This window comes from Robertmurraya mangrovi, assembly GCF_034427655.1.
Classification (GTDB): Bacteria; Bacillota; Bacilli; order Bacillales; family Cytobacillaceae; genus Robertmurraya_A; species Robertmurraya_A mangrovi.
Genome location: NZ_JAXOFX010000003.1, coordinates 188822 through 213434, shown reverse-complemented (window position 1 = coordinate 213434; position 24613 = coordinate 188822). Strand labels below are relative to the sequence as shown.

25 protein-coding genes are annotated in these 24613 nt (G+C 35.6%); 11 read left to right on the top strand and 14 right to left on the bottom strand.

From position 1 onward, the window contains the following. Positions 1-16 precede the first annotated feature (16 nt). Positions 17-517, bottom strand: coding sequence for a hypothetical protein (locus tag SM124_RS06630; protein ID WP_322445717.1), 501 nt, complete (start codon positions 515-517; stop codon positions 17-19). A 26-nt stretch (positions 518-543) separates the two neighbouring features. Then, entirely contained in the window at positions 544-1092 is a 549-nt protein-coding gene (locus SM124_RS06625) for a hypothetical protein (RefSeq protein ID WP_322445716.1), read from the bottom strand. A gap of 84 nt (positions 1093-1176) precedes the next feature. On the opposite strand from SM124_RS06625, the gene SM124_RS06620 reads away from it, so the two are divergent. From SM124_RS06620 to SM124_RS06610, 3 genes are read left to right on the top strand one after another with little or no spacing between them, the layout of a single operon-like run. Continuing rightward, the gene (locus SM124_RS06620; RefSeq protein ID WP_322445715.1) at positions 1177-1779 is read left to right on the top strand and encodes a TetR/AcrR family transcriptional regulator; all 603 of its coding nucleotides are present in this window, start codon (positions 1177-1179) and stop codon (positions 1777-1779) included. A 32-nt stretch (positions 1780-1811) separates the two neighbouring features. Then, positions 1812-2759 carry an ABC transporter permease subunit gene (locus SM124_RS06615; protein ID WP_322445714.1) on the top strand — a complete coding sequence of 316 codons (948 nt, stop codon included), beginning with the start codon at positions 1812-1814 and terminating at the stop codon, positions 2757-2759. Then, positions 2760-3674, top strand: coding sequence for a peptide ABC transporter permease (locus SM124_RS06610; RefSeq protein ID WP_322445713.1), 915 nt, complete (start codon positions 2760-2762; stop codon positions 3672-3674). Positions 3675-3710: 36 nt separating this feature from the next. Here SM124_RS06610 and SM124_RS06605 read toward each other — a convergent pair whose 3' ends face one another. From SM124_RS06605 to SM124_RS06595, 3 genes are read right to left on the bottom strand one after another with little or no spacing between them, the layout of a single operon-like run. After that, entirely contained in the window at positions 3711-4853 is a 1143-nt protein-coding gene (locus SM124_RS06605; RefSeq protein ID WP_322445712.1) for a Ger(x)C family spore germination protein, read from the bottom strand. Beyond that, positions 4850-6310, bottom strand: a complete 1461-nt coding sequence (locus tag SM124_RS06600; protein WP_322445711.1) for a spore germination protein — start codon at positions 6308-6310, stop codon at positions 4850-4852. Before SM124_RS06600 ends, SM124_RS06605 begins: the two co-directional genes overlap by 4 nt. Continuing rightward, positions 6276-7400 carry an endospore germination permease gene (locus SM124_RS06595; protein ID WP_322445710.1) on the bottom strand — a complete coding sequence of 375 codons (1125 nt, stop codon included), beginning with the start codon at positions 7398-7400 and terminating at the stop codon, positions 6276-6278. The genes SM124_RS06600 and SM124_RS06595 overlap by 35 nt, the downstream gene beginning before the upstream one ends. Positions 7401-7561: 161 nt before the next feature. On the opposite strand from SM124_RS06595, the gene SM124_RS06590 reads away from it, so the two are divergent. The 4 genes from SM124_RS06590 to SM124_RS06575 all read left to right on the top strand — a co-directional run bounded on the left by SM124_RS06590 (position 7562) and on the right by SM124_RS06575 (position 11190). Next, entirely contained in the window at positions 7562-7717 is a 156-nt protein-coding gene (locus SM124_RS06590; RefSeq protein ID WP_322445709.1) for a hypothetical protein, read from the top strand. A gap of 77 nt (positions 7718-7794) precedes the next feature. Next, the gene (locus SM124_RS06585) at positions 7795-8637 is read left to right on the top strand and encodes a pentapeptide repeat-containing protein (protein WP_322445708.1); all 843 of its coding nucleotides are present in this window, start codon (positions 7795-7797) and stop codon (positions 8635-8637) included. A gap of 258 nt (positions 8638-8895) precedes the next feature. Next, positions 8896-10041, top strand: a complete 1146-nt coding sequence (locus SM124_RS06580; protein WP_322445707.1) for a glycosyltransferase family 4 protein — start codon at positions 8896-8898, stop codon at positions 10039-10041. Positions 10042-10104: 63 nt separating this feature from the next. Continuing rightward, positions 10105-11190 (top strand): YheC/YheD family endospore coat-associated protein, encoded by a 1086-nt coding sequence (locus SM124_RS06575; protein WP_322445706.1) that lies wholly within the window; start codon positions 10105-10107, stop codon positions 11188-11190. An 82-nt stretch (positions 11191-11272) separates the two neighbouring features. Here the strand turns inward: SM124_RS06575 and SM124_RS06570 are convergent, their stop codons facing one another. Then, positions 11273-11989, bottom strand: a complete 717-nt coding sequence (locus tag SM124_RS06570) for a glycosyltransferase family 2 protein (protein ID WP_322445705.1) — start codon at positions 11987-11989, stop codon at positions 11273-11275. A 269-nt stretch (positions 11990-12258) separates the two neighbouring features. Between SM124_RS06570 and SM124_RS06565 the strand changes: the two genes are divergently transcribed. After that, a complete protein-coding gene (locus tag SM124_RS06565) occupies positions 12259-13353 on the top strand; it encodes a polysaccharide pyruvyl transferase family protein (protein ID WP_322445704.1) in 1095 nt (364 codons plus the stop codon). 140 nt (positions 13354-13493) lie between these two features. Here SM124_RS06565 and SM124_RS06560 read toward each other — a convergent pair whose 3' ends face one another. After that, entirely contained in the window at positions 13494-14429 is a 936-nt protein-coding gene (locus SM124_RS06560; protein ID WP_322445703.1) for a phosphotransferase family protein, read from the bottom strand. A 44-nt stretch (positions 14430-14473) separates the two neighbouring features. Continuing rightward, complete coding sequence (locus SM124_RS06555; protein ID WP_322445702.1) at positions 14474-14797, bottom strand: nucleoside triphosphate pyrophosphohydrolase; 324 nt, start codon at positions 14795-14797, stop codon at positions 14474-14476. Between the two features lie 465 nt (positions 14798-15262). Between SM124_RS06555 and SM124_RS06550 the strand changes: the two genes are divergently transcribed. Continuing rightward, positions 15263-17992, top strand: coding sequence for a putative bifunctional diguanylate cyclase/phosphodiesterase (locus SM124_RS06550; protein ID WP_322445701.1), 2730 nt, complete (start codon positions 15263-15265; stop codon positions 17990-17992). A 115-nt stretch (positions 17993-18107) separates the two neighbouring features. Here SM124_RS06550 and SM124_RS06545 read toward each other — a convergent pair whose 3' ends face one another. Then, positions 18108-18695, bottom strand: a complete 588-nt coding sequence (locus SM124_RS06545) for a vWA domain-containing protein (RefSeq protein ID WP_322445700.1) — start codon at positions 18693-18695, stop codon at positions 18108-18110. A gap of 94 nt (positions 18696-18789) precedes the next feature. Between SM124_RS06545 and SM124_RS06540 the strand changes: the two genes are divergently transcribed. After that, positions 18790-19290, top strand: coding sequence for a hypothetical protein (locus tag SM124_RS06540; RefSeq protein WP_322445699.1), 501 nt, complete (start codon positions 18790-18792; stop codon positions 19288-19290). A 73-nt stretch (positions 19291-19363) separates the two neighbouring features. After that, positions 19364-20434, top strand: coding sequence for a Gfo/Idh/MocA family protein (locus tag SM124_RS06535; protein ID WP_322445698.1), 1071 nt, complete (start codon positions 19364-19366; stop codon positions 20432-20434). A 54-nt stretch (positions 20435-20488) separates the two neighbouring features. On the opposite strand, the gene SM124_RS06530 is transcribed toward SM124_RS06535, so the two are convergent. From SM124_RS06530 to SM124_RS06510, 5 genes are all read right to left on the bottom strand, one after another. Further along, positions 20489-21034 carry a GNAT family N-acetyltransferase gene (locus SM124_RS06530; RefSeq protein WP_322445697.1) on the bottom strand — a complete coding sequence of 182 codons (546 nt, stop codon included), beginning with the start codon at positions 21032-21034 and terminating at the stop codon, positions 20489-20491. A 290-nt stretch (positions 21035-21324) separates the two neighbouring features. Beyond that, positions 21325-21759: a hypothetical protein gene (locus SM124_RS06525; protein ID WP_322445696.1), complete on the bottom strand. Its 435-nt coding sequence runs from the start codon at positions 21757-21759 to the stop codon at positions 21325-21327. Positions 21760-21770: 11 nt separating this feature from the next. Beyond that, on the bottom strand, positions 21771-22745 hold the full coding sequence (locus tag SM124_RS06520) for an ABC transporter ATP-binding protein (RefSeq protein WP_407691379.1): 975 nt from the start codon (positions 22743-22745) through the stop codon (positions 21771-21773). After that, positions 22738-23733 carry an ABC transporter ATP-binding protein gene (locus tag SM124_RS06515; protein ID WP_322445695.1) on the bottom strand — a complete coding sequence of 332 codons (996 nt, stop codon included), beginning with the start codon at positions 23731-23733 and terminating at the stop codon, positions 22738-22740. The genes SM124_RS06520 and SM124_RS06515 overlap by 8 nt, the downstream gene beginning before the upstream one ends. Before the next feature lie 26 nt (positions 23734-23759). Next, complete coding sequence (locus tag SM124_RS06510) at positions 23760-24611, bottom strand: ABC transporter permease (RefSeq protein ID WP_322445694.1); 852 nt, start codon at positions 24609-24611, stop codon at positions 23760-23762. Positions 24612-24613: the final 2 nt, after the last annotated feature.

Here is a 24613-nt window from a genome sequence, read left to right as displayed (position 1 = left end):
ATTAGTTTCATATAAACTATTCAAATTCCATTTGTTCACTGACTATGAATACCTGGTTAAATTCTTCTCCCTCTTTAGAAGAGTAGGATATTTCAAAAATGGCCATTCCGAATGCGTCCCTGATTTCTTGTTCTGTTAATCCTTTTGAATATAACACGATTTCTCGACTATATTTAGCGTCCCTTCGTTCGTCCGAGAGTTGCTCAGTCCAGTTACCAAACATGAATCGTCCATCACCTAGAGAGTTAATCATTTCGTTCCAAGTATACTCGTCAGGTACTTTAATTTTTCTCTCCTCTATCCCTTCTGCATTCATTTCAAAATTTATTATCATCTTTTTAAAATCATCTATAGTAGGATTTTCAATTCCTTTTGTACCAACAGACTTATATTCCTCTTCACTTAGATTTAACACTTGTGCGGTAAAAGTGATGTTTGGTTCTAAATGTTTACAGCCCACCAATAAAATAGTCATAACTATGATAAGGATAAAAGCTATGCCATTCCTCATGTTCACCTAACTCCCCTCCTCCCAACATGCCTTTATCCCTTCAAACGGACGGTTTCTTTTTTCGGAAAAAGAGTGTAGCTAAAGCTTACGATGAAATCAACTGCCAAAATGAGAGCCCATAGTGACATTACATTGAAAAGCTCCTCAGTTCGTTCCTTATCTCCTACAATTAGGATCATACTTAAGAGCATGACATTACCTACAACCCAGCCTAAGGCGTGTCGATACCAGCCCTGTCTTTCTCTTTTTGCATGTTCTCTTCCATGCTTTATTTTCTCTGGCGGTTTTGGACCATTTGCAAACTTATAAGCAAATCGAACATCTGCCCACTGAATCATTCGTTTTCCAAATGCAATGGTCATCCCAATATAATAGGCAGCAACTCCATGGAAAAAGGTTGCAGTTGCTCCGTTCTTTAAATCAATCACTGTAGCAATTATCAGAAACAAATCAATGACTGGAGTACACAAAAGTAGAAAAGTACTTAATTTCACTTGTTTAAAAATATATCTCGCTACCAATCCTGCTAAAACAAATATCCAAAAACCAATCTCACATGCAAGAATAAACCAGCCTATCATGTAAACTCCCCTTTTTAATACGACTGTACTAAAAACAATGTAACATAATTGTAAAAAATAGACAATACATGATATGATAAATCTATGCCAAAAATTGTTAATCATGAAAAACTAAAAGTAAAAGTAGCTGAAGCCGCTTGGAGAGTTCTTCGAAGAGAAGGATTAGAAGGAGCAACCGTTAGAAAAATTGCCGAAGAAGCAGGGATTTCCCCTGGTTCCATGAGACATTATTTTTCGACTCAATCGGACTTGATTTACTATTCTATGAACCTTGTTTCTGAACGAGTTAAGAAACGGATTCAAAATCTCAAATTTACAGGAAATCCTTCTCATGATGCTTGCCTGCTTCTATTTGAATTTTTGCCTATTGATGAAGAGAAACGTGCGGAAATGGAGGTTTGGTTGATCTTTAATATGAAAGCACTGTCTGATCCAACTCTTCAAGAATTGGTTGATAAAGTTTACTTAGAAACGAAGCAAGGAATTGCATTTATCATAGATGCACTCATCCAACACGGAATAGCTAGAGAAAATATGAATAGGGACGTTGAAATTCAAGTTCTTTATGCTCTACTTGATGGCCTAACTCTTCAGGGGATTATGAAACCTGAGATTGTTACACCAGAGTTTATTAAGAGAACGATAAATCATCATATAGAATCACTGTGTATAAAGAGGGCTGAATGACGTCCCTCTCATTCTTCAAAGGAGGGTTTAAAATGCATTTCGGAATTAAACTTCTCGGTGGATTTTTGTTTTGGCTATTCATTTCTTTTCTATTAATCTTAATGATTATGATTCCACGAGAAGCTTCCTATCAAAAAGTAAAGAACAGTCACCATTATCAAGGCGGATATGAATATTCTTTTGAACAGCACAAGGAAAATGTTATTACATATTTTAAGACGGTATTTGAACAAAAATCATTAGGTAAGAGTTCAATTGATGCTCCTGTTGAAAAAGAGATGCTTCACTACTTTAAACGAACCTTAACCATTATAATTCCAGCCTTTTTGTTAAGTTCTATTTTTGGTGTACTAAAAGGGATATATGACTACCGTCAAAGTATGACATGGAAAAATTGGACAGGAAACGGTACAACATGGTTATTTCAATCACTTCCTGACTTTTTTATCATCATTGCGGTTCAATATGGGCTGCTTTCGTTAATGGATATCGGCTTTCCTCATATTGACTTATATGGGTACGAGCATTGGTATAATATTTTACTACCTGTCTTTTTCTTGACCATCTATCCCCTCTCTTATATTGCAAGGATCACCTCATCTGCCATTGGTGCACAAGAAGGGAAAGATTACATTACAACAGCAAAATCAAAAGGATTGTCTGAACGCATCATACTTTATAGACATATGCTTTGGAATTGTTGGCCACAGATTATTAGCCAATTTTTAACGATTATGTTAATACTAATCTCTAGTTCTATTATTGTTGAATATTTAACTTTTTACCGAGGAGCTGGAAAACATCTAATAGATGCATTACAGCTTAAAAAGAGTTTTTTAGTAGGTCAGCACTTTCCAGTAGATCTTCCAACAGTTTCCGGATTTGCGTTAGGTTTCATGTTATTAGTGCTGGTTTCATTATGGATTCAACAGTCCATCTCTCACCTATTAATTGGTTCTTCTAGAAAAGGAGGATTATAAGTGTACTCTAGAAAAAATCCTCCCTTTATCATTGGATCATTATTATTACTTATACTACTAATCATTACTTTCGTTGGACCCTTTCTGCCGTTTATTGATAAAGAGCTAACACAAACAGGATACCTGTATTCAGAAGACAAGAAGATATTACCACCTCCCTTCTCACCGGGCGAGGAGTTCAGTTTTGGCTCTGATCGTAAAGGTAGAGACCTCCTGAGCGTTCTTGTACTTGGAGCAAAAGAAACGCTAATGGTGGTCATTATTATCTCATTCCTATGTTTTCTATTTTCTCTTCCCTTTGGGGCTCTGGCCGCACAAAGTAAGAAAATCGATTTTCTATTAACATGCTGGAATGTTCTATTTTCAAAGGTACCTCCTTTATTCTTTATTATTTTGGTTGCTAGTAATCCTTTCTTTATATTTTCTGAGTATCGCTGGTACTGGATGTTAGGGCTTATTTTAGTACTAGAAGTGGGAAGAATCTCTCATTTATTTCAACAGCAGATTTTGGATATTAAACATTCAGAAGTGATATTATCCGGGATTTCTGTAGGAACTAGTCCATTTAAATTGTTTAAACGATATTATTTACCTGAACTATTTCCTCAACTATGTTTTTCGTTTATTTTACAGTTAGGAAAAACCATGTTCTTACTTGGGCAATTAGGGATATTCTCCATTTTTATATCTCAAGAATTCGTCATGACGGGTGGGATCATTGGAGGTCCACCTGAATATGAAATGAGAAACGCTTCCCTAGCCTGGCCCACTCTTTTAGAAGGAATTTTGATTGACATTCATCAAGCACCATGGATCCCATTTTGGACATCTGGTTTTATTGCCTTAACCATGTTAGCCTTTAATTTCTTTGGTGAAGGCCTAAGAATACAAATGAAGTTAAAGCGAAGAAGGTAGTAATATAATATAGGTCTAAGAAAACAAATCTTAGACCTACCTTTCATACTTATAAGTGTTAAAGTGAAATACCTGTATTTTTACATCTACCTTTTTCAAAGTATCCTTTTTTAAATAAAATTCCCCTGATTTCTGAAGTTCGCGATATTCTTGAGGATGTTTGCGATACCACTTCTCACCTATATTTAGAATATCAACTTTCTTGTCTACTCCCGTTTCATAGATGAAGGTAATATTATTTTTGATATCCTTAGCTATTAATTGTTTTAGTTTGTTTATTGATACATCATCTAATTTTTCCACTAAATCCGTCTGTGCAGAAACCTCCATTGTAAATTGAGGAAATGTAGTCCCCTCTTCATATTTAATTTTCCTTTTTGGTGTACTATACTCAACAACTGCTATTAACTTACCCTTATCTGTTATCTTTCGTGTCAAGGTACTGTTTTTTTCTAATAACCAATTGACATATAAGGCATCACTCCAAGACAATTTATCAATATACTTTTGTTTTTGAAATAGAGCATATCCGTCTGCGTAAATAATTGGATAGGCTTTATCCGATTGCCAGCTTTCTTTATCGATCTTTATATTAGGCAATTTTGCTACTTCCATTGGTTCATAGTAATCCCTTAGAAAAGTCATTAAGCTCGTAGGCTTAATCTCGTCTGTTGTCAATTCTTCTTTACTTCCTTTAAATAGAACTGTGTAGATAGCAGGATAATTAAACAATGCTTTAATTTTTAGTACATCTTCAATTTTTTCTTCCGTTGTAAGGACGCGCAAAGTATGACGTAAAGACCGATTTTTTCCAATTTCCTGCATCACTTCTTTTGAACGATGTGTCATTATACTTTTGCTCACCAACAAAGTCTTAACGTGGCCAAAAAATAACGGTGGCTCCGATTTACTGTATAATTTACTTACCGCAAGATTAAGGGTTTCTCCTTTTGCTGAAGCAATAAAAATAGGAATTGGCTCAGTTGGTAAGGGGCCCTCCTGTTTTGCTACATTCGCAAAATCCAATGCTTGTAAATACACAGTAAATTCTTTAGTTTCATCATCATAGTCCATACCAATCGCTACAATATAGGTTAAATCTTGAATATTTTTTGAACCTGTACATCCAGAGAGCAAGATCACAGCAGTGAAGGAAATAATATAACCTATTCTTTTCATGGCTTACTACCATCTCTTGTCGGGTCTTTAGGACTGGTTGATGATGTTCTTGTTCGATACAAAGAGCGCGGCCCTTTTGTAAAAGACTTAATCACTTCTTTCAGGCTAACGGGTGCTACGGACCCTAGATAAGGTGTGCCAAAAGATGTTAAAGAAGAAAAATAAACGACAAGTAAAATGAATCCGATAATGACTCCAAATAGACCAAAGATTGTCGCTAATAGAAGGATGGCAAAACGAATGACTGTAATTCCAGCACTAAGAACTTGATTGACTAACGTAAAAGAAGATATATAAGTGATAGCAGCTACAACTAACATCGTTGGAGACGTCAAACCCGCTCGAATTGCCGCATCCCCTACGATTAACCCTCCAAGTACAGCGACTGTTTGCCCAATTGCCCTCGGAAGTCTAATCCCAGCTTCATTAAATAGCTCGAATAATAATAAAATAACAAACATCTCAACTGGAGCGGATAAGGGTAAACCAAATCTGGATGTGGAAATGGTGGCTACAAGTGAGTATGGGATTTGTTCAATATTGTAAGCAGAAAACGCAATCCAAGTTCCAGGTAAGAATCCTGAGACTGTAATGCCGACCATTCTCATAATCCTTTCTAAAGTTACAAAGGCAAAACTAATATAAGAATCCTCTGGCGATTTAGTTTGTAAAAGAAGACTGACTGGCGCAATCGTCACAGTTGGATTTCCATCGACCATAACAGCAAATCTTCCTTGGTTTAATGCTTGTACTACAAAATCTGGTCTCCCTGTATAGTCTACTGTCGGAAATAAAGAATAAGGCCGGTCCTCTATATAAGTTTCCAGGTCATAAATACTTGTTAATATATCTAGCTCAAGGCTATTAAGTCTCTGATGTATCTCGTCTAAAATTCTTTGATCAATAACATCATGTAAATACAAGAGAACGACCTTTGTACTACTTCTTTTTCCGATTGTATACTTCTCTACACATAGCGAGGAGGTGTTTAGTCTTCTTCTAACTAAAGAAATATTTGTTTTAATATCCTCAACAAATCCATCTTTAGGGCCTCTTATGGATGTTTCTAGTGCTGATTCTTCCGGCTTTCGTTTAGGAAGATCCGCTACATCAATACTTAATAGCAAGTCCTTAATAAAAAATATAACCTTACCTTCAAATAGTAGCGTTGATAATTCTTTCATCTCTTTATCTGTAACATTCTCTGCTTGAAAGTATTGCTTAAGTCTTTCTTCAATGGATCCACCCTTTTGCATCCCAAGCCTTGGCAAAATATATTGGTCTAAATACTGCCCATTTATCAAGCTTTCAAAATAAAGTAGCCTAAAGGTTTCCCCTCCTGTTTGGTGTTCCTTACTCAAAAAATCTTGACTCTTTGTAAACTCAGCTTTTAATTCTTCTACTTTCTTCTGCGTACTTTGTTTAGGTTGTCGACTCCATTTTGTTATTTTTGGCATTATGTTCATCCCTTTTCTTTAGTACGAATACAATCAATGCTGCAAGGGCTGTTTGGGACAAAAATATCATCATGATTCCAGGTAGAAAATATAGATAAATAAATTTGTAAAAGTAATAGGTTTCTACTTTAATCAACAAGGAACTAAATAAAAGTAGGAACAAGACAGTGACAAGCTTGATATTTAAACGTTCTCGTTTGTTTTTGGCAAAAAATACACCTAACAAAAACATAAATAAACTAATTCGAATTAACCCCCCGCTAAGCCACTGATATAGAGCAAAAAAATCTAGATTAGAAATGTACTCACCAATATTCAGAATTCTCCACTGTTCGTAAGCCGGATATCTAAAATGCTTGGATTCTATCGGACCAAATTCCATAATAGACGCTGTTAAAGGTCCGAAAATTAACATCGTTAAGAAAGTTAATAAAATAAATAAGTGTTTAAATTTTATGGGTTCTTGTGCAAAAGGTTGGAGGAGAAGAACGATATAGACCTCAAATAAACCAGCTAATACGTACATGACACCCTTAACAACAGGTAAATATCCATCTGATATTACGGGAAAAAGTAAATTGGGATCCTTTACACTTGTATTAACAACAGCAATCATGATCCCTAGCAGTACAACTAATGGTAAAAGAAAGCCACTAGAAATAGCCATATATTTGATTCCAGAGAGAGTAATAAAGTAACAAGCTGAAATAATTAATAAATTAATAACAATTACAGGTGTCTCAGCTAAAAAATACGCACTCAACCATATCACCAAGTCCCTTACCGTAATATAGGTACTAGTAATGAGAAATAAGATGATAGGTGCAGTAAAGAGATATGAGACAACTCTTCCAAATCGATAACGGATCATTGGAAAGAAGCCACCATGGGAGCTATGTTTAATGATGTAGTGAAGGAGCCATATAAAGATGATAGCAATCGGATAGGCAATTAAAACACAAATCCAACTGTCTCTTCCTGATGCCTTTAACAAATTTGGAATTAAAATCACGTGATTTAGTAAGCCTGTTGATAAAACTAACAATAAAAACATTTGTCTTGGAATTAATATTTTAGTTAGATTTTCCATGTGTTCTCCTGGAATATTTGATATTTTTTCAATATTATTTCAATATTATTTCCAAGACCAGAAAAAACATGTTTTACTTATGAAATGTTGAAATTATTGTTGAAAAATAAGGAAATAGAGGTAGAATTTAAATAAACAGCAGAAATAAGGAGACAAAATAAGTGAATAAATCATTGATTAGTAGAATATGCCTTGCGTTAGCTTTACTCATAACAGTATATAACTTCTTTATAACCGACACCCCAACTAATAGTGCAACGGGTGTTGTCCTTTTACTCTTAATGATTCCAAACATTTTAACTGTATTAAAAAATTAAGAATTCATATAAAAAACTACTACTTATTGTAGGTAATATTTAATAGAATTTAAAATGTTTTAAAGGAAGTGTACGTTTTGACTAATCAAGTATTACATGTTGATTCTATTCCTAGTCATTTACGTTCGGATTGTGAGAACTGTTTTGGTTTATGTTGTGTGGCCTTACCCTATGCTAAGTCTGGGGATTTTGCCTTTGACAAAGACGGTGGTACACCTTGTAGGAACTTACAGTCGGATTATCGATGCGGAATTCATACAAAACTACGTGAGAAAGGTTTTAAAGGTTGTACCGTTTATGAATGTTTCGGTGCAGGTCAAAAGGTTTCTCAAGTAACATATAAAGGATTGGATTGGAGAGAAAATCCAGAGAGTTCAAAAGAAATGTTTGATGTGTTTCCCATTGTCCAACAGCTACATGAAATGCTTGTATATTTACAGGAAGCTCTTCAATTAGAAGTCACACACCCTCTTCATAAAGACTTACAAAGACTGTTTGAAGAAACGGAACAATTAACTGAACGAAGCGCTTCATCTATTCTGGCTCTCGATATCCCTACCCACCGAGCGAACGTTAGTGATTTACTTTCAAAAACTAGCGAGTTGGTAAGAGGCAAGGTAAAGAAAGATAAAAATCAAAAAACGATTAAAAAAGGAACAGCCCTTTTAGGAGCAAATTTAAAGGGTGCCTATTTGAGAGGCAGCAATTTCAGGGGTGGATTACTCATTGCATGTAATCTACAAAATGCGGATTTAAGAATGTGTGATTTTCTTGGTGCGGATTTACGAGATGCAGATATAAGTGGCGCGAATCTACAAGGAAGTATATTTCTAACTCAAGCACAAATCAATGCAGCTAATGGGGACAAGAATACGAAGCTTCCTAATTCTTTAAAAACTCCACAACATTGGTTGAATTAGATCATCGTAGTCTATTATTTTTGAAATAAAGCCTTGAATCTATGATGAATGGATTTAAACCTTTAATTTCATAAATAATAGACTCTTCTTTTTTTATTGCTTTTTGTAATACACAAATACCCAGTCAAATATTAAGTACAGTTAGTCTGAAACCTATTTTTCAATAAAATAGGTACAACCCCTAGTACTTATTACTTTATGAAACATATTGTTAATAAGGAGCAGTCTAATAATACTTACAAAAAGGAGGAATCGTTTTTGAAGATTGCTATCATTAGTCCGGGGTTGTATTCTGTTCCTCCTGTTATAGGAACATCCGTTGAACATGTCATACAACATGTTGCAGAACGACTAAAAAAAAATAACCATGTCATTGTCTATACAAAAAAGTGCCCTCAATATCCAGAGTCTACATCAGAAGGAAATCTCCTTTACAAACGCTTCCGATTTTATAGCCCGAGTCTTTATTTACAACAAGTGATTAAACATATCCAAGAAGTAAAACCAAGTGTAATTATCATCGAAAACCGCCCCTCTTATGTTATGCAATTAAAACGTGCTTGTCCTAAAATTCCAATCGTATTAAATATGCATTCAGATGCTTTTTCTTTGCCACCTCATATTCATAAAGAGGATATGATTGAAGTATCCCGGAATGTTGATGCACTCATAACCAACAGTAAAGCAATGGAAACATATTTTACGGACAAATATCCAGATTTTAAAGAAAAATCGCACGGAATTCATTTGGGAATTGACACAACGCCGTATGAAAAAGCAGGCACAGAGATAGAAGAGATTAGACGGTGGAGAGAAAAATTAGGATTATCGAGTGAAGATCCTACTTTATTGTTTGCTGGAAGAATAATAGAGAGAAAAGGAGTTCATTTGCTTCTAGAAATTATGCCAGCTCTGATTGAAAAAATCCCTCGTCTAAAGTTACTTATTACAGGAAGTCCTAAATATGGTCAGAATATTGATACATCTTATATGAAAAAGATTAGAGCAATGACAGAGCCTATAAGCAATCATATTGTGTTCACAGATTTTGTAAAGCCAAACCATATGCCTTACATTTATCAATTAGCGGATATTGTCGTGACTCCATCCATATTAAATGAAGCTTTTTGTTTAGTGAATTTGGAAGCAATGGCCTCTATGAAACCTGTTATATCCACTAATAATGGAGGTATACCAGAGGTAGTAAAGCACGGGGAAACTGGAATTATTATTCCTCTTGAACATCCTAAAGAAGATTTATATCATTCTATTCTCTCTTTGCTTGAATCAAATTCACTTAGAGAAAGGTTTTCTAAAAATAGTTTTGAACGAGCAAAAGAATTCTCTTGGGAACGAACGGCGATTCAATACCTACATGTATTTAAGGGTTTAACTACTTTTTAGAGTAATAGATTCGCTTTGATGTAGTTATTATGTCCAATTTCCCACAAAAATGGAGGTAATTATTTGAAAGATCCTAAAGTTGGTATTTTAATTGATAGTAACATGTATAGAATGTTGAAAACTGGAAAGGACTTCTATGAGAAGTTTTCTTTTTACGAAGAAGCCGCCAATGAAATAGATTTAGACATATGTTATTTTCGATTAGAGGATGTTAATTTTGACTCCTGTACAACAAGTGTTTTAATACGAAACAAGGCAGGGTTATTAGTAACAAAAGAAATTAAAATCCCAAAAGTTATTCATAACAGAGCGTTATTCTCTACCCGTTTAGCAAATGGGATAATAAACCTATCAAAAATGGGATACTGTATATTTAATGAAATGAATAAGATTGGTAAATGGAAAGTACATTCATTACTAATGAAAAATCAGGATTTGCTCCCACATCTTCCTGAAACGGTTTCTGCTAATCAAGAAAACTTAGTTAGAATGCTAGAAAAATATGAGAAAATCATTATTAAGCCCATTAACGGGGGGCTTGGTCGTGGAATTATAAGCATTAGCAAAAAGGAAGATCAAACTTGGATTGTTCATTATAACCAGCAAAGAGGTAAACCTTTTGAGGAAATCGTATTTTCCAATAAACTTCCGAAAATTATTACTGAAAAATTGAATCGCGGATATATCATTCAACAGAGAATCCCGTTGGCTACCTATAAGGGGAATCCATTTGACCTAAGAGTTTCCGTTCAAAAAAATGGACTGGCTATTTGGCAAGTAACTGGAATCGTAGCAAAAGTGGCTAGTCCTGGAGGGTATGTAACAAATGTAGCAAGAGGTGGAGAATGCATCAGTTTTTCAAAGATTTTAGAAGACTACCCTCATCTTGATGCAAAGACAATATTAAGTAGAATAGAAAGATTATCCGTTAAAGCAATGCAAGTTTTAAGCAGCCATTACTCTAACCTTGCTGATGTTGGTTTAGATATTGGCATTACGAATGAAGGGTTTCCAATGTTTATTGAGTGCAATGGACGAGATTTAAGATATTCCTTCGGGGCAGCTGGTATGCATGATGTCTGGAAGGAAGCTTATGCAACACCCATTAGATATGCCCAGTATCTTTTAAATATATCTGAAACGATGTAAAAGCTCGGGTAGATTTAATTATATGTAAAAAGGAGTTTGTTGCTGGAATGAACCCAGTGTGCAAACTCCTTTTTTTTAGATCTTATTCAAGAATATCTTTATCGACGATTTTTTTAAAGTCATCAGTAAAACCGATGTGTCGTGATGTTCTATTCAAATAGCTGCTGCGTGGCTTCCACGTATGATCGCTTGAGTCCCATCTAAAATACGTATAATTATATCTACTAGTCGAAAAAATACGATAGCCCTTTGCCCTTGCATTATCCTGAAATGTCACATCTTCCCCCAATGATCGATCAAGAAAAGGAACTTCCTCCATTACTGATTTCTTTGCAATAATGGTTCCTCCTAATACGATTCTAACCCGTTTAGATTCGTAACCTGGGAATCGTAATCTTAGTTCCTTTGTTTTTTGAAAATACATATAACCGGTTCTCTTCCCTATAATATCAGCATTTGTACGTTCAAACGCTTGTAAGGCTTCTTGTAGATATGCACTTCCATAATAATCATCATCGTCCCACTTAGCTACATAGCTTAGTCTCGCTTGTTCTCTTCCAAAGTTCAAACAATTTCCGAGGCTTGTTTCTTCTGGTAGTTGGAACACCCGGACATTTTTATACTCACTTGCCCTTTTCTTCCACTCATTAATATCTTGGGAATCATTGTTAAGAACAATAATTAATTCCTTTTCTTGTAATGTTTGATTTGCGTAATTAGCGAAAATATTGTCCATGTATTTCATTTTATTCGTACAAGCAACTATGGAAATGCCATGATCATTTTTCTCTTCCGTCATTTATTTGCTCCTTTCTAAGTATCGAAATCAAGAGCATGTCCTCTCTTTTATACTATTCAAGTTGCTAAGACTTGTTTGGTTGTTTACTATAGTTTTGCAAAAAATAGATTTATTTCTTAAAGATTCACAGTATCTATTCCAATAAAAAATAGTACTTAAAGTAAAGAAATTTTTCACTAATATGAATTGAATTCCATACTTGTCCAAACAAAAACAGTATTAGAGCCATATAATAATAAAGGATTACAAATGGTAAGGAGCGTGTAAGAGTGAATGTTTTGTATTTAGGTTGGCTTGGTTACAAAAATATTGGAGATGAGTTAATGTGGGATATTTTCCGCGAGAAATTCAATCAAAAAGTAGATATAACTAAGTACAAGTTAATTCCTTCCACAAGAATATTACAGGTTAGACTAAGAAATAACAAATACTATTTAAAGGATTTTGACAGTATCGTTTTAGGTGGTGGTTCATTACTTGTACCTGGTTATATCACTATTTTATATAATGCAATAAAAGTGAATAAAAATATTAATCTATTTATTTGGGGTAGCGGAATTGATTGGTTAGAAAAAAAGGAACTCGACAGGTTTTTATCAATTAACAGTGAGCAGAACAAATTAAAGAGGGAATTTAATCATTTTAAAGACAAACAATTCAAACATAAACTCCAAACTGTAATACAACATGCAAAATTCATTGGAGTTCGTGGTCATTTTACGTATGAATATTTAAAGTCACTTGGTTTACAATTAGATCATGTGAAGGTTACCGGTGATCCTGGGTTGTTAACCACAACGATCCCTGACAGTGTAGGAAATTTAAATTCAAAAAAAGTGGTTATCAATTGGGGAACGGCTAATCAAAATCTTTATGGAAAAGATGAAGAAGCTTTGGAGAATTCCATCGTGGATGTTGTTAACGAATTAATTACCAAAGGTTATGAAATCTATATTTACCCTATTTGGAACAAAGATATCGCTCCGTGTAAAAGCTTATATGAAAAAATAACCGATAAAAAAAATGTCCACTTAATTAATACTGTGCTCGACCAATATCAAATTCTTGAACTAATTAAAGATGCCAGATTTACTATCAACTTTAAATTACATGCAAATGTACTTTCTGCTGCTCGCGGCATCCCCTTTATTGCTCTTGGTTATCGATTTAAAACATTTGACTTTGCAAACTTCATCGGTTTGGATCAACTCGTCATCTCAACAAGTGACCCTAATTTTACGGAAAATATCTTAACGAAAGTTTCCTATATAGAAAATCAAGGGTCCTTACTTTTTAATGATATGTCCGCCATACAGCAAACGGTAGAGAATGATTTAGATCAAATATTTGAGTATTTTAGGTAGTCGTTTTTCTTGATTTCTTGATTGGTACTACACCCCATAAAAGTTAGAGTAAAAATCTAACTTTATGGGGAACTACCCTTCTATTATGTGAATCAAGACTTTTTTAATTTCTACACCTTCCCGGTAGATATGTATTTGTCTTAATAGGAAAAGATATCTTGAACGGTATTTTGTATCTGACCTATTTTAAATTCAATGATATGTTTTATCTCCTTTTCCGAGACAAACCCTTTAAAGTGTTTTTCCACTTCCCATGCCAGCATCATGAAAGTATGGTCCATGTATAGGTAATTAAAATCATCCAGATAATTTTCTTTTTCTATATGTATCCCTTTTTCAGTAAGTAGTTTGTAATAATATTCTTTAACGAATCTTATTAAATGAATATCATAGATATCTTGTAACAAGATAGTCATATCCCTTAATGGAGAGCCTAAAGCTGCCCACTCCCAATCAATTAAACAAACGGATTGATCATTTTTAATGAAAACATTGTCTAAATGGGGATCTCCGTGTGTTAGAACGGCTGGACATTTGACTTCATAATTTGAGTAAATTAGCTTAGATGCACTTTTCATTACTCCTTCCCATTCGTATTGAAACCAATCTAAATGTAAGGAACTTAATTTATCCAACTGCATGCAGCACCAATCATACCATTCTGTTGTCATTTGATGTTTTGGTAGTGTCGTAGTGGATAGATCTTGATGGGTCGAATGTAAATCTGATAGCGTATAGAGAATGTTCAGCAATGTAATTTTTTTATCTTCCATTGTAGATTGATGAAAGTTCTTTTTTAGAGAAGTGCCAAGGTCCTCCATTAAAATGGCTTCTGGTTCCATATTCCAAAGCTTAATAACCGGGACAAAGGAACTTAGTATAGGGAGGAGTTTACTGTAGATTTCAATTTCATTTTTTCGACCTGTTGAAAACTCTTTATAAATGAACTTTCTCACATGATTATTTTCATCCATGACTGAAATTCTGATTATATTACCCGCGTGTAAACCATTGATTATTTCTTTTCTTAATAATTTCCAGCGGAATTCTTTGAGTCTATTTTCTAATTCCGTCACATAGCCACCTCTTTCTAATGGTTACTTTTGGATATTCTCACTTCTCAGTCCTCAACTTCTAAAAGGTAAATTCTGTCCTTAAACCCACCTCTTTTTTCCGCTTTTTTCTTCCTAAACTCATCTACTTCATCAATACTTGAACCATGACTTTCAGCAAGAGCATGTAAAATCTCCAACAAGTCAGCTAATTCCCCTAAAGCTTCCTCACCAGTGGTAGCATTCAAGTATTCTTCAAGTTCTTCCTGACTCTTCTTCCTTAGTTCATAGAGAAATTCACTTTCATTTAGAATACTGGTAGTAAACCTTTTTCCGGATTTTTCAATTATTTCCGGGATACGGTCCCGAACTAGCTTGTTATAAACAGGCATATAAGTAATTCTCCTCCTTAAAAATACGAAAAATAGCTTTGAACTTCTACCCCAAGGCCATTTTATGACATCTTTATCTTCTTTTCACTACATAATTACAAGTTACGACACACAAGTCGCATATCATGTCAAGTCTTGCGCTTTCCCGAGAAATATTTTATTTCTCTAAAAATTCTAACAAATCCTTTGAGATAGTGGAAGGTTTTATAGTTTGTAGCTTTCTCTGATTCATGAGTTGTTGTTATTCTATTTCATTGCTAGTTTTCATTCAACTTTATTGTTCCGTTTGTTTTCGTAAAGTTTATAGTTTTCAACAAAATAGTCAGTCTACTCCCATTCCGTACCCATTATTATTATTATTATTATTATTATTATGATTAATTACCCAGACACCGTTGAAAGATTCCAAAACAGACGATAGAATAGTACTATATTAATAGAAAATATAGGAATTCGGGGATTACTATGAAACTTAATAAAAAAGCTCCCATTAATAAAATTATTATTAAATCGGGGATTGTTCTTAGTATTGTTGGAATTATTCTTATATCGATTTTTTATTTTACCGAACGGAAGGATAGGAATGAGAGGCAATGGCAAGAGGCTAATGCAATTGCGGACATAGTTAAACATTCCATTCAGACAAATACAGAAACGGTGAGACGCAATGAGGCTTTAGTAGATTTATCTCTTTATCATGTGTCTACTGCGATTGCTCAAGAGCTGGCGGGGAAATCTATTGAAGAGATTACAGATGAGCAACTAAGAGATTTAAAAGACAAATGGGATTTATATGATCTCTCTCTCTTTATTCCTTATAATGATCATTTTAGGGTAGCCAAGTCTACTGACTATAAGGAATTGGGTTTAAATACAAAGGACTGGGGATACTGGGATACTGCGTTACAACAGCTATATAACTTAAAGAGTGTAACAGTCAATAAAGGACGAGCAAAGAAGCATTTTTGGGTAGGACCCGTTTCACGCTCAGAAATCAATAACCAATTTTTTAAATATGCCTATTATTATGATGGAACGACAGACTTTATCATTAATCCTCTTAAATATGCTGGTGATTTAAACCGTTTTATATCCCACTCTAATACAAATAATTTGATTAATAAAATTATAGATAGCGAGCATCACCATGTAAGCGAAATAGCGATTATTAATAAACAAGCTTTTTTATTCCCGCAAGAAACCATCATTGAACCGGAAAAAGATTTAGCCATTTTAGGTGGTACCAATCATTATGCAATAAAAGAAGATAACCCAATTATTAGATCGATTTTAACCGAATCTCAAACGGTAACCACGGTAGTAAACGATAAGCCCATTAAAAAAGTTTATGTACCAATCACTAAAAATCAAGTTCTTACAATTGTATTAGATCTTTCTGAGGAAAGAGAAAGAGAAAAGAAATTCTTATCCATCTTAGTTACGATTTTTGTCTTTACCTCATTTACAGTTTATATCTTGTTACATTTAACAAATCGAAAAACATTGAGTGTACTAGAGTCAGATTTCGTTCGACTTCAAATTGCGGAAGAGTTTAAAAGAACAATTGAGATTTTACCTGAAGCGATCTTTAAATTAGAGAGAGATGATCAGCAGCGAATTTCAATGACCTATAGTGAAGGTAGGCTAATGGAGCAGCTTAATATTAGCACTTCTAAGGTTAAAGGAGTCGAACTAAAGAATCTTTTTAACGAGAGATTGTACCAGTCTGTTTTACCTAGTGTTCTCGAAGCCTTTGATGGAAAGCCAACTGAGACAACCATTACTTTTCAAAACCGTATTTACGACCTTGTCATCAAGCCGACTACTAGCTGTGATCAAGTGACAAGGGAGATTGCAGGCTACGCGGTTGATGTAACCGAGAAAAAAGATAGTGAACAGAAGATTGAATATCTTGCTTATTACGATGATTTAACGGGGCTACCCAATCGTAATCACTTCCAAATGAAAAGCGAGCAATTTTTAAATCAGGAGATGAACTTTGCCCTTTTCTTTATTGATTTAGATAACTTCAAGACTATTAATGATACACTTGGCCATAATGCGGGAGATGAACTGTTAATTTTGGTCGGAAAGCGCATTCAACAAGTGGTACCGAAAGAGTCCTCCTTCTTAGCTAGGATGGGTGGAGATGAATTCACGTTAATGATTGATTCTTTCGAGGACCGAAGTACCATTATTGGAATAGCTGAACAAATTATTGATGCCTTAAGGATTCCATTCATTTTTGATGATAAAAGCTTTTTACTTACCGCTAGTATTGGTATTAGCCTGTATCCAGAAGATGGTAGTGACTTAAATACCCTCTTAAAAAATGCGGATATTGCCATGTATAACTCAAAGGAAAATAACAAAAATGGATACTCCTTCTACCAGTTTTCTATGGGTGATGAGACGGAACGGAATATACTACTTGTAAATGATTTGCGAAAAGCAGTCTTGAAAAATGAGTTATTTTTACTGTACCAACCTCAATATCATATGTTAGGAAAACATATTGATGGAGTGGAAGCCCTTGTTCGATGGAATCATCCTAAGTATGGAGTTATTTCACCATTAGAGTTTATTTCATTAGCAGAAAAATACAATATTATTGACGAGCTCGGTGAATGGGTTTTGAAAACCGCTTGTATACAATTTAATCAATGGAAAAAAGATGGATTAATACTTGATAATATCGCGGTTAACCTATCAAAAAAGCAGTTATTAAATCCAAATTTGATTGTGAGAATAAGGGACATATTAAAAGAAACCCACTTCAATCCTGCTCACTTAACACTTGAAATAACCGAATCTGCAACCGTTGAAAATGTAGCTGAAATCACGGAGGTTCTACATAAAATCCGGGATATGGGCATTACGATAGCAATTGATGACTTTGGAATTGAGTATTCCTCTTTAAGTTACTTAAAGCTTTTACCAATCGATTATATTAAAATTGACCGAGCCTTTATTAACGAAATGGAGCAAAATGCAAAATCAGAAGGTATCGTAAAGCTAATTATCGAGTTTGCCAATCAGCTGAACTTGGATGTTATCGCAGAAGGTGTGGAAACGAAATATCAAGCCGATATGCTTAAGCAATTTGAATGTGAGAAACTTCAAGGTTACTATATTAGCCCACCTATTAAGAGTAGCGAATTGAAGGAGTTTGTTTTTGATAAAGTGAAAATATAAACAGGAAAGCCTACAAGAAAATGAGTCTTGTAGGCTTATTCTAGTCTGGAATCTCAGTGTTTCACCATATTGTAATTATAAACAGATAAGGCCAGCTCTTGCTGACCCTTTAGCATTATAATAAATTCCGCTTCTCCATCACCGCTTCACTAATCACATTATACATCTCCTCTACTCCCTTATTCGATGCTTCAAAGTGATATGCATTTTCTACTTCAATTCCAATTTGGTTCGCTTCTTTTGCGGCGTCTATATTTGCCCCCATAAAGATAAATTCCCAGCTGTATTTTTCTTTTTGGTGTTGGATGAGTTCTTTTATTTTTGTGTAGGTGAATTCTTGACTTGCATTTTCCATTCCGTCTGTTGTGATGACAAAGATCACTTTCCCAGGTCTCTCCTCTTCCTTTGTTTTTGACAATCTGTGACCAACGTCTAGAATGGTTTTTCCCACTGCGTCAAGTAAAGCGGTGCAGCCTCGAACATAATACTCTTGATCCGATAGAGTAACATTGTTTGCACTAACACCATTCCATAGTACCTCATATTCATCATCAAATAGGACAGTGGTAAGGATTGTTTCTCCCTCTAGCTTGCACTGCCTCACAATAAATGCATTAAAGCCACCAATTGTGTCGTCCTCTAGCCCTGCCATCGAACCGCTTCTGTCTAGTAAAAAAATGATTTCCGTTAACTGCTTATTCATGTTAATAAACCTCTCTCTTCGTTATGCTATAATATTAGCTAATATTAGCCATCATTTGGTCGCCTGGAAAGCGACATTTTTGGAGGTCATCAACTTGCTCGAAAAAAAGATATTGGAAGAATTAAAGAATTACATAGAGCGTCACCAATATATAGATGATCTTGTCGTTTATAAGTCAGCGGAAGAAATAAATTACTCTTTGTCCGAGAGTATTCAATCGATTGAATTAGAGGATTTTATTAATCATCATCGCAAGCCCACTTTGAAACATGTTTTGTTTCAGTTTATTGATGAAAAAGGTGCAAAGGATTCGGACATTTATAAGAAAGCTGGGGTTGATCGAAAGCATTTTTCTAAAATACGTTCGAATACTGACTATCGTCCTGGTAAAAATACCATTATCGCCCTAGCTTTAGCACTTGAATTGGATAAGGATGAAACGGATGAACTGTTAGGCTCAGCTGGATTCTCTTTGTCGGATAGCGACACGACTGATTTAGTGATACAGTTTTGTTTAGAAAGAAAGATTTATAACATTCATGATGTGAATCAGGCATTGGATTATTTTAGTTTGAAGCCTTTGACTAATTTTTAGAGGAAATCCAGACTGCACATCGAATATATTTAGAGAGTCGAAGTTTCTAAAATTAAATCGAGGTGTTACATAAATGGAAAACAAGAAGATTAGAGTAGGAATTATTGGGACTGGATTCGGTGCAAAGGTTCATGCCCCTATTATGCAAAGTCATCCTGGTTTTGAAGTAGTGGCTATTTCAAGCGTCCATCGTGGAAATGTTGAGGAGCTTAAGCAAGAAAACGGTATTGATGCAGTGTATGACGATTGGAGAAAGATGCTAGATTCAGAATCCATTGATTTATTGTCGGTTGCATCTGCTCCTTATTTACATCATGAAATGGTCATGGAGGGCTTTAAACGTAACCTTCATGTTTACTGTGAAAAGCCAATGGCGTTTGACGCTAAAGAGTCTCAAGAAATGCTAGACTTAAAAAATGAATCTGAACGTTTTGGCTTCATTAACTTTGAATTTAGATTTTTACCTGCTAGACAGAAAGTGAAAGGGATTTTATCAAGTGGAAAACTTGGTGAGCTTTTACATGTACATTATAAATGTAATTACACTGGCTATCTTTCATTGGCAAATCATAAACGCGGCTGGCTTGGCCAAGAGCAATTTGGTGGTGGGATGCTTGGAGCGATTGGTTCTCATATGTTTGATTCACTCATGTGGTGGACGAATGATGCAGTGAAGGAAGTTTATGGGCAGTTACCGATTCACGTTCCTTCCCCAAAGGATCAGTCTGAGGTTCGTACAGCTGAGGATTCATTCCAGACGGTTGGTAAACTAGGATCAGGAACATCTTTCTCTGTTGAGTTAACATCGGCTAGTCTTCATAAAGCAAATCAGTGGAGATTAGAAGTGTTCGGAACAAATGGTACACTCGTGATGACGGATGATCAGCATGTAGAATTAGCAATTGGTGATGATGAGTTAACAGCTGTGGAACTCTCTCCTCGTTTAGAAGAGCCTGCTGACCTTTCACCTAGAGCACTAGGTTATTATCAAGCTTTTTATCCAATGTTAGATGGAGTTTATGCGACGTTGACAGAACAAAAAGTGGCTCCACATGTTGCGACATTTGAAAATGGTCATCAAGTTCAATTAGTGTTGGATGCTGTTCGTTTATCTGCTAAAGAAGGTCGAAAGGTAAGTTTATAATTGGTGAAATCGCGGGAAAGCAGTCTTTCCCGCTTTTTTTATGTATGTGGGGATTTAATCATGATATCTTCCCATCATGATAGTGCTATAATAGTTACCGTCTGATAGAAGTTTGTCTCTCTTTAGTACGCCTTCAATTTCAAAGCCTAGTTTTTCGTATAATTGAATAGCTTTTTCGTTGGTTTCAAGTACAGCTAGGGAGATTTTCTTAATACTGTTCGAGTCTGCCCAGATAATTGTTTCTTTTAGTAGATTTTTGCCTATGCCATATCCCCAATAATCTTTTAAGACGCAAATTCCGAATTCAACTTTATGTGCTAGTCTTTTTAAATTGCTCCCCGCACATCTTGAAAAACCGACAATACGACCATCCACTTCAGCCACTAAAAATAAATTTGTAGGACTTTCCGAGTCAGTTTGAATAATTTGTTCAAAGCCGTGTACGTCTATAAAGCCTTCTCCCGCTTCCCGGTCCATGTTTTCCGTTTCCCCGTCGATTTTTACTCTAACTTTGGATAATTGTTCGGCATCTACATGGATGGCTGATCGGATAGTATAATCAAGGCCGTTTATATTGAATTTTTGTTGTTTTATGATCATAATGGACTCCTTTCATTGGTAAAATAAGCCGATTTCTAGGCATACTTGTTTTATTATAGTTTGGTAGATGAGTGGATACAATGGAAATTTGTTGATTTCGAAGATTTGCTAGCGTCTGAATTGACCGGGATCCCTTATATCCGCGTTTATTGCAATACATCCGCGAAAATCTTCATATATCCGCGCTATTTTACCTATATCCGCGAAAAATTAAATATATCCGCGTTCGTTTCATTATATCCGCGAAACGACAAAAACGCTGTTTATAACAGCGTTTTCAGATTCTATCACTATACAGGTTTAGTCAATTCAATTTTTATATGATGTTCCTCATCTACTACTTCTTTCTCAATAATCTTCCAATTGATTGAGATGAGTCCCTGTAGTTCAAATAATTGTGTTTTTGACAAAATAATTCCATCTAAATAAGTCCCGCAATCCTCGAAGTTCTCCACTCCAAATTTAATTCCTAGGAGTGACTTCAACGCCCCTTTTGTAAGGAAAGTAATTTGGTAGCCATGTGTAATCGCTCGTACTAAACGGTCTTTTTGGTTTTCATAAAATTGTATGAAGGTTTGCCAATCTGGAATTCCCTCTCCAAATTGATAAAAATTCTCTATCTTTCCTTCTTCTAATAGACCAAGAATACCTTCATTAGATAGTCCGTGTTTACGGATGATTTCGATCATAATTGCATGGTTTAAAGCTAACTTTGCTTTTTCCATCAAACTCACTCCTAGTTATCAAATAAGTGACAAGCTACTTGATGCCCACTTTCTACTTCGATCATGGATGGTACAACTTCAGCACAGATACTCATGGCATGTGGACAACGAGTTCGAAACTTACACCCCGATGGCGAGTCAAGAGGACTAGGTACTTCCCCTTTTAAAATAATTCTCTCTCGCTTTTCCTTTAAAGTGTCCGGTTCTGGTATCGCTGACAATAAAGCCTGTGTATAAGGGTGTAACGGATTCGTATACAGTTCATCGCTACTTGCAATTTCAACGATATTTCCTAAATACATCACTCCTATTTTAGTAGAAATGTGGCGTACCATGGAAAGGTCGTGAGCAATAAACAAGTATGTAACACCTGTTTCTGCTTGAATATCTTCAAGCATATTAATAACTTGAGCTTGTACAGAAACGTCTAGTGCTGAAATTGGCTCATCGCATAGAATAAAATCTGGCTTTACAGATAGTGCACGTGCAATACTCACCCTTTGACGCTGACCTCCACTAAATTCATGAGGATATCGATACAGGTGGTCTTCCTTTAAACCGACTTGATTGAGTAAATCTAGTATTATTTCCTTTTGCTCCTTAATAGACGGAGAACCATGAATCTTTAACGGCTCACTAATCAGTTCAAATACATTCATCGTTGGATTTAGTGAAGCATAAGGATCCTGGAAAACAGCTTGCATGCGGCGTCGATACTTTTTCAAGTCTCTTTCCTTTAATGTTGCAATATCTGTACCATCAAAGAAAATATTTCCGCTAGTCACATCATGTAGGCGGATAATACTTCTCCCAACAGTTGATTTCCCACATCCAGATTCACCGACGAGACCAAATGTTTCTCCTTTATTAATGGTAAAATTGACCCCATCTACAGCTTTCAAATGTTGCTGTCCTCTATTAAGAAATCCTGTTTTCATAGGATAATATTTTTTCAAGTCTTTTACTTCTAATAGGGTTTCACTCATGATTTGCACCATCTTTCTTGCTTTCATCCTGCAGCCAGCACATGGTCCGTCGTCCGATGCCCACTTCGAAGTATGGTGGCATTTGTTTTTCGCAAATAGACATGGTGTACGGACATCTTCCTGCGAACGGACATCCTTTTGGAGGATTTAATAGATCAGGAGGTGAACCTTGTATCGGAATGAGTCTTTCTTTTACCCCTTCTGATTGTTTCGGAAGTGAACCTAATAAGCCTTCAGTGTAAGGATGCTTTGGGTTTTGAAAAAGGTCTTTAACAGGCCCTTCTTCCATAATCATTCCGCCGTACATGACCATCACGCGTTCACAGTTTTGAGCAACCACCCCAAGGTCATGTGTAATCAGCAGTAAGGCCATGTCTGTTTTTTCCTTTAATTCATTCATCAAATCAAGAATTTGTGCTTGAATGGTGACATCTAGTGCTGTTGTTGGTTCATCCGCTATCAATAATTCAGGACTACAGCTAATTGCCATTGCGATCATGATGCGCTGCTTCATTCCCCCGCTGAGTTCATGGGGATACTGTCTTAAACGTTCTTCAGGTGAAGATATGCCCACCTGTCTAAGCAAATCCACAGCAATTTTGTCAGCTTCCTTTTTCTTCACTTTTCTGTGACGTATAATCACTTCTGTTAACTGCTTTCCGATTCGGACAACAGGGTTCAAAGCTGACATGGGGTCTTGTGAAATAAGGGCAATTTCATTTCCACGAATGGAACGGAGCTCTTTATCGGATTTGCCAATGAGATTCTCACCATGTAAAAGGATTCTTCCTTCTTTAATTTTTCCAGGAGAATGGATAAGAGACATGATGGATTTTGCCATAACACTTTTGCCACTTCCTGACTCCCCAACGATCCCACACACTTCCCCTTTATTCAGATGGAAGCCGACACCCCTTACTGCCTGGACTTCACCTGCCTCTGTAAAAAAAGATGTTTTCAGATTCTCAATTTCTAATAATTTGGTCACTTGATTCACTCCTCTCTATATCAAGTTTATTTCTGTCCGTTTGCTCCTTTTGGTTCAAAAGCAACCCGTAGTACATTACCAAGGACGTTAAAGCTAAGAACCGTGAACAAGATTAGGAATCCAGGGAAAAGTGTCAAATGCCATGCCTCACCTATATACCCTTGGGCATTGTTTAGCATGCTTCCCCATGATGAATTCGGTTGTTGGACTCCAAGACCAAGGAAGCTTAGAGATGATTCCATTAGGATCGCGGTTGCAATATTTAACGTACCAGCAATAATGATGGTTGAAGCAATATTAGGAATGATATGTTTTACAATAATAAAGAAAGAAGATTGTCCTGATGCTTTTGCATACATAACATACTCTCGCTCTTTGACTGACAAGGTTTCCGAACGAACAATCCTTGCTATTTCCATCCAAGTCATCAGTCCTATAATGAGTACTAAAGTTGTAATTCCCGGCTTCATATAAGCGTTTAATAAAAGCATTAAAAAGAAGGAAGGAATCGACATGAGTAACTCGACAAATCTCATGAGGATGTTATCAATCCAGCCACCGAAATAGCCTGAAATAGTTCCAACTGCTGTACCAACCGTTATTGCAACAGCCATCGCTAAAAAACCAACAGCAAGTGATACTCTCCCTCCGTACAAAACCCGGGTAAAGTAATCACGCCCATAATCATCAGTTCCAAACCAATGACCGCTACTAGGAGCTTGTAGTTTATCTACAATTGACATTTTATTCGGGTCAAAAGGTGACAGAAAAGCAAGCAAGGAAGCAATACTAAAAATCACTAGAGTAATTAAGGCCATGAGAGCATACTTGTTTTTGAACAGTTCTTTTTTTACATTATTCCATCTTCTCTTGTTCATTT